The sequence below is a fragment of the Empedobacter sp. UBA6745 genome (assembly GCF_002453775.1).
GTDB lineage: Bacteria > Bacteroidota > Bacteroidia > Flavobacteriales > Weeksellaceae > Empedobacter > Empedobacter falsenii_C.
The window spans coordinates 138,978-154,752 of the sequence record NZ_DKHL01000001.1; the positions used below are offsets into that span (position 1 = coordinate 138,978).

General features: G+C 31.4%; 13 protein-coding genes and 1 tRNA gene. 6 read left to right on the plus strand and 8 right to left on the minus strand.

Annotation, left to right across the window (positions count from 1 at the left end):
- Positions 1 to 24 precede the first annotated feature (24 nt).
- The 5 genes from B4H69_RS00755 to putP form a co-directional block, all read right to left on the minus strand.
- Positions 25 to 1,065 (minus strand): endonuclease/exonuclease/phosphatase family protein, encoded by a 1,041-nt coding sequence (locus B4H69_RS00755; protein ID WP_260391925.1) that lies wholly within the window; start codon positions 1,063 to 1,065, stop codon positions 25 to 27.
- 1 nt (position 1,066) lies between these two features.
- On the minus strand, positions 1,067 to 1,954 hold the full coding sequence (locus B4H69_RS00760; RefSeq protein WP_291092381.1) for a rhomboid family intramembrane serine protease: 888 nt from the start codon (positions 1,952 to 1,954) through the stop codon (positions 1,067 to 1,069).
- Positions 1,955 to 1,957: 3 nt separating this feature from the next.
- Positions 1,958 to 2,698 carry a rhomboid family intramembrane serine protease gene (locus B4H69_RS00765; RefSeq protein ID WP_291092383.1) on the minus strand — a complete coding sequence of 247 codons (741 nt, stop codon included), beginning with the start codon at positions 2,696 to 2,698 and terminating at the stop codon, positions 1,958 to 1,960.
- A gap of 4 nt (positions 2,699 to 2,702) precedes the next feature.
- Positions 2,703 to 4,487: a DNA mismatch repair endonuclease MutL gene (gene mutL, locus B4H69_RS00770; protein WP_180905017.1), complete on the minus strand. Its 1,785-nt coding sequence runs from the start codon at positions 4,485 to 4,487 to the stop codon at positions 2,703 to 2,705.
- A gap of 213 nt (positions 4,488 to 4,700) precedes the next feature.
- A complete protein-coding gene (gene putP / locus B4H69_RS00775) occupies positions 4,701 to 6,200 on the minus strand; it encodes a sodium/proline symporter PutP (RefSeq protein ID WP_180905018.1) in 1,500 nt (499 codons plus the stop codon).
- A 76-nt stretch (positions 6,201 to 6,276) separates the two neighbouring features.
- Here putP and B4H69_RS00780 point away from each other — a divergent pair, with 76 nt between their 5' ends.
- The 4 genes from B4H69_RS00780 to B4H69_RS00795 all read left to right on the plus strand — a co-directional run bounded on the left by B4H69_RS00780 (position 6,277) and on the right by B4H69_RS00795 (position 12,269).
- The gene (locus B4H69_RS00780; protein ID WP_180905019.1) at positions 6,277 to 8,280 is read left to right on the plus strand and encodes a thioredoxin domain-containing protein; all 2,004 of its coding nucleotides are present in this window, start codon (positions 6,277 to 6,279) and stop codon (positions 8,278 to 8,280) included.
- An 18-nt stretch (positions 8,281 to 8,298) separates the two neighbouring features.
- Positions 8,299 to 8,853 (plus strand): DNA-3-methyladenine glycosylase I, encoded by a 555-nt coding sequence (locus B4H69_RS00785; protein WP_180905020.1) that lies wholly within the window; start codon positions 8,299 to 8,301, stop codon positions 8,851 to 8,853.
- Between the two features lie 50 nt (positions 8,854 to 8,903).
- A complete protein-coding gene (locus tag B4H69_RS00790) occupies positions 8,904 to 9,791 on the plus strand; it encodes a DMT family transporter (protein ID WP_180905021.1) in 888 nt (295 codons plus the stop codon).
- Between the two features lie 81 nt (positions 9,792 to 9,872).
- The gene (locus B4H69_RS00795) at positions 9,873 to 12,269 is read left to right on the plus strand and encodes a family 20 glycosylhydrolase (RefSeq protein WP_180905022.1); all 2,397 of its coding nucleotides are present in this window, start codon (positions 9,873 to 9,875) and stop codon (positions 12,267 to 12,269) included.
- 37 nt (positions 12,270 to 12,306) lie between these two features.
- On the opposite strand, the gene B4H69_RS00800 is transcribed toward B4H69_RS00795, so the two are convergent.
- From B4H69_RS00800 to B4H69_RS00810, 3 genes are read right to left on the minus strand one after another with little or no spacing between them, the layout of a single operon-like run.
- The gene (locus tag B4H69_RS00800) at positions 12,307 to 13,245 is read right to left on the minus strand and encodes a hypothetical protein (protein ID WP_180905023.1); all 939 of its coding nucleotides are present in this window, start codon (positions 13,243 to 13,245) and stop codon (positions 12,307 to 12,309) included.
- Positions 13,242 to 13,694: a GNAT family N-acetyltransferase gene (locus B4H69_RS00805; RefSeq protein ID WP_180905024.1), complete on the minus strand. Its 453-nt coding sequence runs from the start codon at positions 13,692 to 13,694 to the stop codon at positions 13,242 to 13,244. The genes B4H69_RS00800 and B4H69_RS00805 overlap by 4 nt, the downstream gene beginning before the upstream one ends.
- A 3-nt stretch (positions 13,695 to 13,697) precedes the next feature.
- Complete coding sequence (locus B4H69_RS00810) at positions 13,698 to 14,498, minus strand: SDR family NAD(P)-dependent oxidoreductase (RefSeq protein WP_180905025.1); 801 nt, start codon at positions 14,496 to 14,498, stop codon at positions 13,698 to 13,700.
- A gap of 121 nt (positions 14,499 to 14,619) precedes the next feature.
- Here B4H69_RS00810 and B4H69_RS00815 point away from each other — a divergent pair, with 121 nt between their 5' ends.
- The gene (locus B4H69_RS00815; RefSeq protein ID WP_180905026.1) at positions 14,620 to 15,513 is read left to right on the plus strand and encodes a lysylphosphatidylglycerol synthase transmembrane domain-containing protein; all 894 of its coding nucleotides are present in this window, start codon (positions 14,620 to 14,622) and stop codon (positions 15,511 to 15,513) included.
- A gap of 126 nt (positions 15,514 to 15,639) precedes the next feature.
- Positions 15,640 to 15,714: transfer RNA gene (locus B4H69_RS00820), tRNA-Val, on the plus strand.
- The last annotated feature ends 61 nt before the right edge of the window (positions 15,715 to 15,775 follow it).

Sequence of the window (15,775 nt, forward strand, 5' to 3'; positions counted from 1 at the left end):
TTATTGAATAAATATAGAAAAAATTTATTCTGAAATTTTATATTTTACAGCTACTGGATAATGATCCGAGAATTTTTTTCGAATAACATGTGCCTCAATAGGTTTAAATAATTTAGAATGAAATAAATAATCAATTCTAATTGGAAATTTAAATCCATGAAAAGTTGTCGCATTTCCTTTTCCAACTTCTATATAAGAATCGTGAAGATATTTTTTTAACTTCTCATATTCGTACGAAACTGGAGTCGAATTAAGATCCGTTCCCAAAATAACTGGATAACGTGAAGATGTGATATATGGAATAATCGCTTCTAACTGTTTTTGATGTTTTTGCATTCCTTGCACCAATTTTAACTCAACTTTTCGACTCGAAATTTCGGCATTTCTCGAATCATCTGATTGAATAATTTCTTTTACCATCGCTTTATCAATGTACATTGGTTCAAGATAAACATTAATTACACGAATCGTATCATTCCCTAAATCGATATCTGCATATGCGGCAAGACCATTCAATTCATCATTATCATCAGGCGTTATTTTTTTGGTTTGAATAATAGGATATTTACTATAAATTGTCAATAAACCATAAAATTCTGAATAGTAATTTTTGAATTCTTTATTTTTTAGACTTTTCTGTTGACCTTCATACGCTTCTTGAAGCAGCATAATATCTGCCTTATTCTTAATCAAAAGTTCTTTTGTTCCTTCTTCTTTAAAACCATGTACATTATATGTCAATACAGATAAATCAGCTTTTTTATCTTTAACTTTATTGAATTGTACAATTGGATATGAAAGATAAATTGGGTAAAATAATCCGGCTGAAAGAACTAAAATTAACAAAAAGTGTCGCCAGCTAAACAGTAACCAATACAGTAAAAACATTGCTCCAAATGCAAATAATATTGGAAAACCAATCGAAATAAAGTTAAAATATGGAATTTCTGTAGGCGTAAAAATTTTATTTAAATAGACACAATAAGCCACTAACAAAAAAACGATATTAATTGTTAGTACTAAACGATTGAAATAATTTAGTTTAAACTTACTGATTATACTCATTTTACCTACCTTCTCTAAACAGAAAGTCTTTTTCTTCTTTGGACAAACTCTCGTAACCTGAACGAGAAATCTTATCTAAAATTACATCAATTTTCTTTTGTTTTTCAACTTTTTGATGATTAAAATCGTAATCATCTTTCGGAACATTTGATCGCGAAGAAGTTGAAGAAATATTTTTATATGTTTTGAAAGTTGATTTCTCTTTTTTCTTAAATAACTCCTCTATTTTGAAAATAAAATTGCCTAAAAAATCATTTCCTCTCTCAAATTGTTTCATATAAAGATAACCAAAAATAGCACCTCCCAAATGTGAAATACTACCACCCGCGTTTTGATTAGCTATAATATTATACACATCAAAAGCGATAAATACATAACCAACATACAATAATGGAAATGAAGTAGGAATCAACAACAAACGAACAGGCATTTTCGGATTATACGAAATCATAGCAAAAAAAACTGCGTAAACCGCTGCCGAAGCACCAACTAATAAATGTGAATAATTGAAAACGTTCTGAAACAATAAAAAGAAAATTCCGCCAGCGATCCCTCCAAAAATATAGAATGTAACTAAATTTCGGTTTTGAAATTGTTGCAAAAACATTTGTCCAACAAAATACAACAAAACCATATTCATTATCAAATGAAAAAGATTGCCATGTAACCAAGAATATGTTAGGATTTGCCAAGGTCTCACAATTAAATCATTGAAAGATGACAAAGCAAACAAACCTGTTGTTGTAATCGTAGAATTTACTATCGTTCGAAGAACAAAATCAATAATTAACAATGTAAAAAACACCACAACGTTAATGTAAATCAACTTTGTTGCACTATTTCCTGATGAATATTTTAATTTTAAATCGTCTAAGATATTATTTGCCATTTTTTAATTCCATCTATATAAATTCTTTTTCCAATGTCTTGTTAACAAGAAGCCAATCAATCCACCTCCTAAATGTGCAAAGTGAGCTACATTTCCAATGTTTTGATATCCCATATAAAACTCAATTAATACCATAATTGGAATAAAATATTTTGCTTTTACAGGAACTGGGAAAAAGATTAACATTAATTTTTCGTCTGGATATAAAACCGCGAAAGCCAATAACAAACCATAAATAGCACCAGAAGCACCAACCATATTACTCAAGTAATAACCTTGTAATTCTTTAGCATTAATATTACTATCAATTAAACCATTACTAAAATAAGATCCGTCTAAACCTCTAACAGAATATTGAAGTATTTTTGATATAGGAAACGATTGTGAATTTAATACATCTTTTAAGTGCTCTATTTGAAAATAATTAACCGCATTAAACAATATAAAACCTCCTAAACCAGCTAACAAATAAAGTATCAAGAATTTTTTTGGTCCAAAAGTTTGTTCAACCACAGAACCAAACATCCACAATGCAAACATATTAAACAAAATATGCGAAAAATCGGCATGCATAAACATATGCGTCAAAATTTGCCAAAATTTGAAGTTGGGAGATTCTGGATAAAAAGCACCTAAAATCACTCTCAAATCGATTCCTTTTGTACTAAAAACAAAAGTCGCTAAAAAGAACAAACCGTTTATAATAAGTAAATTCTTTGTAATCGGTGGTATAGATTGTCTCATTCGTTTATTGTAATGTTTTTTTGATATCAGCCGTATTCATCTGCACAAAAATTGGGCGTCCGTATGGCGTATAATTCGGATTTGGTAGTCTTAGCAATTCTTCGACCAAAGTTTGCATTTGTTCAGATTTTAATGAAACTCCTTTTTTAACAGCCGCATTTTTTGCTAAAATTTTTGCAAACGTATTTTCTAATTCAATTGATTCTTGGTATTCTAATTCCTCGATAAAATCCATAAAAACAGACACAACATCCTCTTGTTGCACATCAACAGGAATCGCATTAATCTGTATGGCTTCTTCGTCCAACGAAATATCAAAACCAAAACTCAACAATTGATGCTCTACATTGATTAATTTCTGACGATCATTTGGCGAAAGTTCCAACTCTATCGGGAAAAGCATTTGTTGTACCAAAGCACTTCCATTATTTGAATGTATAAATTTTTCGAATAATATTTTTTGATGAGCACGATGTTGATCTATGATTAACAATTCGCCACGATATTCCACTACCAAATATTGATTCATCCATTGAATGACTTCAAAACTATCATGAAAATCTTCAGATTCAAATAATTGATGCGCATGATTATTTTCGATTTCTAACTCAACAGCATCTTTATAAAAATCCATATTCGCACGAATATCAGACGGTTTTGGCGCTCTTGTTTGTTGATGCTCAAAAGGATTAAAGCTAGAATCTACCGTAATTTCAGGCATTTTAATTTCTGTATCTTCTGTCGCAGACGGAATAAAAGCCCAGTTTGGATCTTGTTCAAAATCTAACGAAGGAATTACATTAAATTGTCCCAAAGCGTGTTTTACAGCAGCTCTAAGAATCGTAAAAATCAATGCTTCATCCTCAAATTTTATCTCCGTTTTGGTCGGATGAATGTTTATATCAATTTTTGAAGGATCAATTTCTAAATATAAAAAATAAGAAGGACTATAACCCGTTGGCAACAAACTCTCGAAAGCGTCTACGATTGCATTGTGCAAATATCCACTACGAATAAAGCGATTATTCACAAAGAAAAATTGCTCTCCACGCGATTTTTTTGCAGCATCTGGTTTTCCTACAAAACCTTTTACTTTTACAATTTCTGTATCTTCTTCAACCGAAATAATTTGCGAACTTAATTTCTTCCCAAAAATTTGAGCAATTCGTTGCTTCAAATTCCCAGATTTCAGATGATAAACCTCTGCATCATTGTGATGTAAAAAGAAACTAATGTTTTCGTGCGCCATCGAAACACGTTGAAACTCATCTTGAATATGACGAAATTCAACCTGATTTGATTTTAAAAAATTACGACGAGCAGGCACATTATAGAAAAGATTTTTGACCGAAATAGACGTTCCGACTGGACAAACAACAGGATCTTGGTTGCGAACTTCTCCGCCTTCAATCACCAATTGCGAACCAACCTCATCATCTTCTCGACGCGTTTTCGTTTCTACTTGCGCAACTGCAGCAATCGATGCCAAAGCCTCTCCACGAAAACCTTTTGTATGAATATTATAAATATCCTCTGTCTTTCTGATTTTTGAAGTCGCGTGACGTTCAAAAGCCATTCGAACATCTGTCACACTCATTCCCGAACCATTGTCAATCACTTGAATCAAGCTTCTTCCAGCATCTTTTACAATCACCTGAATAGAAGTTGCACCAGAATCCACCGCATTTTCAATCAATTCTTTTATGACAGAAGCTGGTCGTTGTACAACTTCTCCTGCGGCAATTTGATTGGCTACATGATCTGGCAGTAATTGAATAATATCGTTCATCTTTTCGTATAAATTGATTTAATTTTGACTAATTTTTTAATCAAACTTTACAAATATACAAACAAATCTCTCTTTTGACCTTATTCTCTATAAGTGAAACTTATCAACAATTGTTGAAGTCTTGAGATTAAAATTCTGAATAATAAATTCATAATTTTCAGCAATAAAAAAGGTAGACAAATGCCTACCTATTTTTTATTATTATTGGATTAATTAATTCTCTTTCATAACAGCTTTCATTTCATCAAATTCTTTATCAATCTCTTGATTCGGTTTTTGAGTCAATAAAGAAACGACATAAATTGCGATAACCGAAGAAATAAATCCTGGAATCATTTCATACCAATCTTTGTAATCATGATTTGCATAAACCCATGATAAGACAACAATTCCACCTGTTAACATTCCCGCTAAAGCTCCTTGCCAAGAAGTTTTTTTCCAAAAAAGTGAAAAAACAATAACTGGTCCAAATGCCGATCCAAATCCTGCCCAAGCGTTTCCAACTAGATTTAGAATAGAATCTTTTGGCGTTAAGGATAATAAAACTGCAATAACTGCCACAATCAAAACCGATAAACGACTTGCTGTTAATAACTGTTTTGATGTTGCTTTTTTGTTCAAAAATGCTTTGTAAATATCTTCTGTTAACGAACTTGATGTCACTAATAATTGTGAAGAAATAGTACTCATTACTGCTGCTAAAATTGCTGATAATAAGAAACCTCCAACCAATGGATGAAACAAAACACGTGAAAAGTAAATGAAAATGGTCTCAGCTTCTGTTTTAGAATTATCGAATGTCAACATTGTTGTTTGGTCATATTTCATTAAATATGCGATTCCAACTAAACCAACTAAAAGAGCTCCACCAACTGTAAAAATCATCCAAGTAATCCCAATATTTCTTGCTTTCGCTAAATCTTTCGGATTACCAATCGCCATAAAACGTACTAAAATATGCGGTTGTCCACAATACCCCAAGCCCCAAGCCATCAACGACAAAATACTAACCGTTGTAGTTCCTTTGAATAAATCTAAATACTTATCACCTTTATCATTAATCAATGAAAATGTTTCTCCTACTCCACCAATTTCAGAAATTGCTACTATTGGAACAATAACCAAAGCCAAAACCATAATCGTTCCTTGTACGAAATCAGTTAAACTTACCGCTAAAAAACCTCCTAAAAAAGTGTATAATACAACTACAAAACTTGTCATCCAAAGTCCTGTCATATAATCTAATCCAAAAGCTGATTCAAATAATTTACCTCCAGAAACCATTCCTGCAGAAGTGTATAATGTAAAAAATACTAAGATTAATATTGAAGAAACAATTCGCAATAAACGTGATTTATCTTTGAAACGATTTTCAAAAAATACGGGTAAAGTAATCGAATTTTGAGCGATTTCTGTATAAATTCGTAATCGCGGTGCGACAAAAATATAGTTCAAAAAACATCCTGTTGTCAATCCAATTGCAATCCAAGCACTCGACAAACCTGTAAAATACATTGCTCCTGGAACGCCCATCAACAACCAACCACTCATATCAGCAGCACCAGCAGAAAGCGCCGTTACAGCCGCTCCCATCTTCCTTCCTCCAATCAAAAAATCTTCGGAATTACTTGTTGATTTTTGGTAGGAATAAATCCCGATTCCAATCATCAGAGCCATATATGCGCCAATAGAAATGTATTCGTAAATGTTCATGTGTTTTAATTTTTATCGAAAATATAATTTTTCATCCACAAAAATTGTACGAACTTTAAATTTCTAAACAAGAATCATGAATTTTCAACAAAATAATCTAAAATCAGCGACAAGTCCGTATTTGAAACAACACGAAAACAATCCTGTTTGGTGGCAAAGTTGGAGTGACGAAGTTTTGAATCATGCAAAAAAAGTCAACAAACCTTTGCTTATTTCAATTGGATATTCTGCTTGTCACTGGTGTCATGTGATGGAACATCAGTCTTTTGAAGACGATGAAGTTGCAAAAGTGATGAATGAGAATTTTGTTTGCATTAAAATTGATCGTGAAGAACGTCCTGATTTAGACGCTTTGTACATGAATGTCTCGCAATTAATTCATCAATCTGGTGGTTGGCCGCTGAATGTTTTTGCCTTACCTGATGGTCGTCCTTTTTATGGCGGAACATATTTCCCGAAAGTTCAATGGATTGAATTATTAGAAAACATCAATCATTTATACCATCACAATCAAACTAAAACAATGGAATATGTCAACTCTATTGCGGATGGTCTGAATAAAATGGAAACAATCGAATTGAAATCTTCTTCAACTTTTTCAACACATAAAATTGATGAAACATTTGAATTTTGGCAACAACAATTTGATGATGAATGGGGCGGATTTAATCGTGCACCGAAATTTATGTTACCAAATGCTTGGGAAGCTATTTTACGATATGGCGTACAAACGAAGAATGAAAATTGTTTAATTCAAACCAAAATTACATTAGATAGAATGGCTTTTGGTGGAATTTACGATCAACTAAAAGGTGGTTTTTCTCGCTATTCTGTTGATCCGTATTGGAAAGTTCCACATTTCGAAAAAATGCTTTACGATAACGGACAATTGCTTTCGCTTTATTCGAATGCATATAAAATTTATGAAGAAAAGGAATATAAAACAGTTGTCGAAGAAACGATTAATTGGTTGAAAGATGAAATGCTTTCGACTGAAAATGTTTTTTATTCTGCTATTGATGCCGACTCTGAAGGCGAAGAAGGAAAATATTATGTTTGGAAATCGGATGAATTGAAAACAATATTGAAAGATGATTTCAACTTATTTCAACACTATTATAATGTTGATGAATTTGGAGAATGGGAACATGGTAATAATATTTTGATGCGATTGACAGATGACGAAGATTTTGCATCGAAACAGAATATCACAACAACAGAACTTCAAACCAAAGTTAATGAATGGAAAAAAATTCTTAATCCAATTCGTAAACAACGTATAAAACCTCATCGCGACGAAAAAGTTTTAACTTCTTGGAATGCTTTAACCATAAAAGGTTTGTGCGACGCATTTATTACGTTTGAAAATGATGAATATCTTGATTTAGCAAAAAATGCAACCAATTTTATTTTAGAAAATCAATGGAATGGTGAAATCTTGTTCAGAAATTATAAGGATAATCAAACAACAATTCCAGGATTTTTGGATGATTATGCGTTAATAATTGAAGCATTAATCAAGCTTTATGAAATTACTTCAGAAATGCATTATTTAGAAACTGCTCAAACCTTAACAGAAGAAGTTTTCAATCAATTTTATAATCACAAGAATAAAATGTTTGCGTACAAATCACATTATGACACGCCTTTGGTTAATGAAACATTTGAGATTTATGACAATGTTATTTCATCTTCAAATTCTGTTATGGCAAATAATTTATTCAAACTAGGGAAGATTCTCAATCAAGAAAAATACATTGAACAAGCGAAACAAATGTTAACCAATATCGAAGAAAAAATTCACGATTATCCAACTGGTTTTGCAAATTGGATTCAGTTGTATCTAAATTTCGCTTATCCATTCAAAGAAATTGTAATCGTTGGCGAAAATGCATTAAAATTTTCGAAGCAAATTCAACAATGTTATGTTCCGAATGCAATTTTTGTTGCTTCAAAAACTGAAAATTTAGAAATCACTCAAAATCGATTCATCCAAAATAAAACATCCATTCATATTTGCGAAAATTATACATGTCAATTACCCGTTTATTCGGTTGAAGAGGCTTATAAAAATATTTAGAAATTACAATAAAAAACCATGGAAAAAACACGTTGCGCTTGGGTAAATAAAGACCAAGATTATATCGATTATCACGATAATGAATGGGGAAAACCTGTGAAAGATGATAAAATTTTATTCGAATTTTTGATTCTCGAATCTTTTCAAGCAGGATTAAGTTGGTTTACAATTCTTAAAAAGCGAGAAAATTTCAGAAAAGCCTTTGCTGATTTTGATGTAGAAAAAGTAGCCAAATTTAATGAAACTAAAATTGATGAATTGGTACAAAATGAAGGAATTATTCGTCATCGAGGAAAAATTTCGGCAGCAATTAATAATGCAAAATTATTTATAGAAATTCAGAAAGAATTCGGTTCTTTCTCCGATTTCATCTGGAAATACGTTGATAACAAACCAATTATCAACAATTGGAATTCGATAAAAGAAGTTCCTGCCACAACCGAAATTTCAGATCAAATTGCAAAAGATTTGAAAAAACGTGGCTTCAAATTCTTTGGTTCAACCACTATTTATGCACATATGCAGGCGACCGGAATGGTAAATGACCATACAACAGATTGTTTTTGTAAATAACAGCTCAATAAAATCATCTGAAATGTGCATCTTTGCGCAAACTTAGAAAAATGAAAATCGAACTAAAACATTGGATCATCCTTGGCGTTTTGGCGCTAACTTGGGGAAGCTCGTTTATTCTCATCAAGCAAGGATTGGTTGCATACACGCCGTATCAAGTTGGAGCATTACGACTAACAATTGCTGGAGGAATTTTGGCTATTTGGGGAATTCCAAGTCTATTTAAAATTCCGAAAAACAAATTAAAATATGTCGCATTGGCTGGTTTCTGCGGAAATTTCATTCCAATGTTTTTATTCCCAATGGCGCAAACACATGTTTCAAGTTCAATGGCTGGGATTTTAGATTCTTTAGTCCCATTATTTATTTTACTTTTTGGTGCTTTATTTTTCAATATTAAAGGAACTAAAAATCAAGTTTTAGGAGCAATAATCGGATTTATCGGAGCTGTTTTATTAATTGGTGGCGATGGTTTTTCTGGGGAAAATAGTCTTTTACATTGTTTATTAATTGTATTAGCAACTGCTCTTTACGGTCTAAACAGTTTAATCTTAACACGCTATTTAAACGACGTTCCTTCATTTCAATTATCATCAGCTTTGTTTACAATTTGGTTATTACCTTCAGTTCTAATTTTAATTATTTCAGGATTTTTTGATGTATTTGAAGGAACAGAACAACAATTAAAAAGTTTAGGTTTTGTCGCTATTTTAGGACTTTTAGGAACTGCCTTAGCGATGATATTATTCTACCGATTGATACAATCTACAGGTTCGATGTTCGCCTCAATGGTGACTTATTTAATGCCCGTAGTTTCTGTTTTTTGGGGATTTTTAGTCGGTGAAAAAATCTCATGGATCCATTTATTTGGATTCGGAATGATTTTATCAGGCGTTTATTTAACACAAAAAAAAGAGAAAGAACTGCAAAAGATTTAAGCTATATTCAAAATAGATTCCTATTTTTATTAAATAATTAACACAATAATGGTCTATCGTAGATTATTTAATAAATTAAAAATGAATCATTTTACCACAATTTCAAAAAAACTCTCCCTTACTCTCCTACTTTTTTCCTCTCATCAAACCATCTTCGCACAAACAAAAATTGATAGCATAGAAGTTGTTCAATTACAATCTCAACTTCAATCAAATATAAAAATTGATGGTAAAACCCTTTCTTTACCGAAACAGAACAAGTATAATTTTGAATTAATTGGTTCTGACAATCAAACAATCATTGATTTGAATGGAAAAATAAATCAACCTTTAATTTCTAAATCAATTAATTTATTATTCAAAATAACTCGAAAATCAGATAAAGCCACAACAGAAATCCCTGTAAAAAATTTAAAAATAAACGGAAAATATACAAACACAGGTATCAATTCAAAACCTTTTGTAATTCCATCTTTGCGTGAATGGCACGGAGAAAAAGGAGAATTTAATTTAACTTCTTCTTCAAAAATTGTGATTGAAAATGTCAATTCTGAAAATTTGGAAGTTGCTAAATTATTACAAGAAGATCTCCAAAAACAGTTCGGTTACAAATTAGAAATTACTTCGACAAAAAAAGTTTCAAAAGGAGATATTTATATCTCTAAGCATAAAGACACAACATTAGGAAACGAGGGATACGCAATGGAAATTGGAGATTTCGTTCAGCTTTCTGCGCCAACTTATACTGGAAATGTATTTGCAACTCGTACAATTTTGCAATTATTAGATCAATCCAAAACTAAAAACAGTATTCTGAAAGGAGAAATTAGAGATTATCCTACTTATTCGGAACGTGGATTAATCTTGGATGTTGGACGAAAGTTTTTTACCATTGATTTTTTAAATGATTACGTCGAAATATTGTCTTATTATAAAATATCCAACTTTCAAATTCATTTAAATGACAATGCATTTCACAAATATTTCGATTTCGATTGGGATAAAACACCTTCGGGTTTTCGCTTAGAAAATGAAACATATTCAGGTTTAACTTCAGCAGATGGTCATTATACTAAACAAGAATTTAAAGATTTACAGAAAAAAGCTTTTCGATATGGAATTAAGATTATTCCTGAAATCGATGTTCCTGCACATTCTTTGTCCATTACAAAAGTAATTCCTGAAATCGGAAGTGATAAATATGGAAAAGATCATTTGGATTTAGCTAATCCAAAAACTTACGAAGTTGTTCAAGCTATTTTTGATGAATACACAAAAGGACAAGATCCTTTATTTATAGGAAAAGAAGTTCATATTGGAACAGATGAATATGATAAAAAAGAAGCTGAGTCGTTCAGAAAATTTACGGATTTTCTTATAAAAGCTGTTCAGAAAAATGGAAAAGATGTACGTGCTTGGGGAGCGCTTACGCATGCGCAAGGAAAAACTCCTGTAACCTCGAAAAATGTCACACTAAATATGTGGTACAACGGATATGCAGATCCTGTTGAAATGAAAAAATTGGGTTACAAACAAATATCTACTCCTGACGGTTGGTTCTATATTGTTCCTGCAGCTGGATATTATTACGATTATCTAAATGTCAACAATATTTATAACAATTGGGAGCCGCGTAATATTGGTAATATAACATTTGAGAAAGGAGACCCAACTGTTGTAGGCGGAATGTTTGGGATTTGGAATGATATTGCTGGCAATGGAATTTCTGAAAAAGATGTACACAACAGAGCTTTTCCTGCGATACAAGTTTTGGCTGAAAAAATGTGGACTGCAAGTGATAATAATCCAGCTTTATTCGATTTTAATCAGAAAAAAATAAACGTTGCAGAAGCTCCAGGAATTAATTTAAGGGGATATTTTGGAGAAGAAACTCGCCAAATTATTCATCTTCCGTTTGAAAATTCTGTAGAAGATATTTCCGGTTTTTTCAATGAAAAAGTCACTTCAAATAATTCTTCTTTTGCAAAAGGAATTATTAACAATTCATTGAATAGCACAACAACATTAAATCTTCCGTTAGAAGAGATTGGAAATAGCTACACCATTTCTTTTTGGTTGAAATCTAACGCAGAGAATGCAAATGTTTTATTCAAATCAAAAAACGCAACCTTTGAACTGAATAAAAATTCTGTCGGATATAAGCGTGATGGTTATTCTTATCAGATGACTGATCATTTGAATTTAAATGACTGGAATTTTATTACAATCACAGGGAATAAAGAAAATACAAGCTTGTATGTAAATGGAAAACTGGTTAAAAAAATGGAAACAGAAGAAATCATTTTGCCTTACAAAGATAAAAAAGGAAAAGAGATTTCATTTCATAAAGTAAAAACGTTGACGTTTCCATTAAAGCAAATTTCATTAGAAAATGTTAGCTTCGATGAATTGAAAGTTTACAACAAAGAGTTTTCAAAAGATGAAGTTTTAAGTGAATACAAATCGCTTCAACAATAACTAAAAATCTCGTAAACCATTTGGTTTACGAGATTTTTTATTTTATATATTTTTTCAAATCTTTCGCTAATTCTTTTGTAAAGGTATCCGCACCTTTATAATTCATGTGCGTTGTGTTGTAGAAATATTTTTGATCAAAACTAATCGAATCGCTCGAATAATCTAATAACGGAAGGTGATATTTTTGTAATGTTGTTTGATAACGATTAATCACTTCATCTCGATTCAACATATAATCTTGACCTTTATAAAATTCGGGTGCAATTGTAAAAACTAACTGAATATTTTCTTGCTCACATTTCGCAATTAATTCTTCTAATAAAGCATAATCTGAAAAATCAAAATCGGAGTTTTTCTTTTTCATTTTTTCCCAATCAACATTCCATTTTCGGTTATATGATTTGAAACCATCATCACGAAAAAGTCCATCTTTATGCAATTTTTCTTTCTTAGCCCTTACAATTTGATCTTTCCAATACGTTTGATCTCTGTAACGATAAAGCGGTACAATAAAATCAACCAATTTCGTGTCTTTATATTCTTTTAATGCAGCATAAAGTTTAAAATTCCACAACATAAATGGCGCATATTGATTTGGTTGAAAAACTTCATCAATGTGTGAAAACGAAAAAGTATCTAAATTCCAAACAACAACTTTCGGTTTTGGATTATGATTCAAATACAAATTGAAACGATACAATTGCATTTTAAATTTACTCCCGTTTAATCCAAAATTATGCGTGGTCAGTTTTAAATCTTTTTCTAAAATATTCGGATTAATTTGAATAAATGCTCGAGAAGAACCAAAAATAGCCAATTCAACATTCGTTTTTCCTTCTCTTATTTGATTCCATTCTTGTACTTCTCCGCTAAACAAAGCCATTTTTTTGAGTTGATTTGAATAATAAACATCAACCAAAACCAATGCAATGAAAGCCGAAAACAGCGTAATGAAAAAGTATTTTAAGAATTTCATTTTCTCAACATTTCGATATGCGGGATATCGTCTTCTAAATATTCTTCCGAAACTTGTTTGAAACCAAATGAAGAATAAAACTCTTTCAAATAAGATTGAGCTGAAATTCTGATTTCAGATGTTTTAAATTGATTTTCGATGACTTGAACCGAATTTTTCATCAATTGTTTTCCTAATCCATAACGGCGAAACTTTTGATTCGAAATTACGCGACCAATTGAAGGTTCATTTTCATACGAAATTCCTTTTGGTACAATTCGAGAATATGCCGTAACCTCATCACCAATCGTTGCCCAAAGATGTCCACAAACCAAATCTTTATCATCGCAATCTTGATAAATACAATCCTGCTCTATTACAAAAACTTCGTTGCGCAATTGCACTATTTTATATAGCTCTTTCGACGTTAAATCATCAAAAGATTTGTAATGCCAAATAATTTCTTCCATGGATTAATCTAATTTTGAATATTTTGCAATAATATTTTCGAACATTTTTTGAGGTAAAATATTTTTCAAGGTTACAGAAAATTTCTGCATCGATTTTCCAATATAATAATGTGGTTTCAAATTCTTCTGAGCCAAAATATTTTCGATAATCGGAATCAAATCTTCTGTTGGTGTACCATCTTGCACTTCGTGATCGATATCGGCAACCATTGCATCGTATCTTTTTTGATAAAATTTTGAAACAAAAGTTTTCACACGACCTTCTGCAATATTGGTTTTGATATCTCCAAAATTCAATGTTGCAATTTCCACTCCTGTATGACGATTTTCTAAACGAGCCGATTCAACCAAACGATCAATCATCGCTTTAGAAGCTGAATAATAACCTCTAAACGGTAAACCATTGTTACTCGCAATCGAAGAAACATTCAGGATATAACCGTTTTTTTGCGCACGCATTGTAGGTAAAACCTCCTGCATTGTATAAATAGGCCCGTACACATTAACGTCCAATAATTTCTCGATATCAGCTTTCGAAGCATCTTCCACAGCACCTAACATTCCAATTCCAGCATTGTTAATCAACACATCAATTTGATTGTTCGTTTCCGAAAAAATCTGCTGAAAACTACGTTTTACATTTTCTTTATCCGAAACATCTGTTGCAATATGTTTAAATTTTTCTTGACCTTTAGCTGTTCTTGATAAACCATAAACTTGATGTCCTTTATCGTAAAAATAATTTGCCAAAGTCAATCCTACCCCCGAAGAAGAGCCTGTAATTACAATAACTTTTGATTGCATGATTCGATTAATTTATCCGCAAAACTACATAATATCAGGCAAATATTGGTAGATAAATAATTTTTTGAATGGTTATTAGAAGATTCTCTAAATTTGTGCGTTAATTATCAAAAGATTTCAATTGAATCCAAAAACTAAAAAATATATTATAACAGGAATTAAATTAACGATTAGTATTGCGTTAATCTATTATATCTTCTTTGTTAAACTACATATTTTTGATATTTTCAGTCATTACAAAAATGCAAATTGGGCGTATATTTTTATTGCTGTTATCCTTTATGTTCTTTCGCAAGCCTTGTCTGTTTTCCGATTAGATTATTATTTCAGAGATATTAACCTCGATTTATCATACAAATCAAATGCACGTTTGTATTTCTTAGGAATGTTTTACAACACCTTTGTTCCAGGCGGAATTGGCGGTGATGCATACAAAGTTTATGTGTTGAATAAAAACTATAAAATCAGTCTAAAAGAAATTTCGCAGGCGGTTTTTCTTGACAAAATTATCGGTCTTTGTGCAATGTTACTCATCATCATCTTCCTAATATTTTTATCAAATCTGACTGATTATCCTTGGGTACAATATGGTTCATTAATCCTTTCTTTGGTTGGTTTTATAGCTGTTCCATTTATTTTAGGAATGATTTTCCCTATTCATAGACGCACATTTTATAACTCGATGATTTATTCAATTGTATTGCAATTGATACAAGTCGGTATGTTGTATTTTGTTTTAGAAGGATTGAATATTCATCCAGATAATTTCAGTATATATTTATTGATCTTTTTAGTTTCAGGGATCTTATCGATTATCTCGTTTAGTGGATTTGGGATTAGAGAAGCTGTGTTTATGTACGCTGCACATCGATTCAATTTTGATGAAACTTTAGCCACAAGTGCGGCATTTATTTTCTCTATCATCACCATTTCTATCTCATTTATTGGGATTATTTACCTGTTTAAAGGGGTTAAAATTGAAGAGAAAAAGAAAAAGACGAATATTTCTTTTTAAAATCTGAAAAATTATTTCTTTGAAATGAAAAGAGTTAAGCCCTAACATTAAATTTTATTTAATTTTTTTCATTTTAACTATTTGGATTATTCAAAAACAGCCCTATATTTGCAATCCAATTACGAAGGTCTCTTAGCTCAGTTGGTTCAGAGCACCTGCCTTACAAGCAGGGGGTCACTGGTTCGAATCCAGTAGGGACCACATAAAGACATTAGAAAGTCTTTTAAATAAAATTCTAAATAGGTCTCTTAGCTCAGTTGGT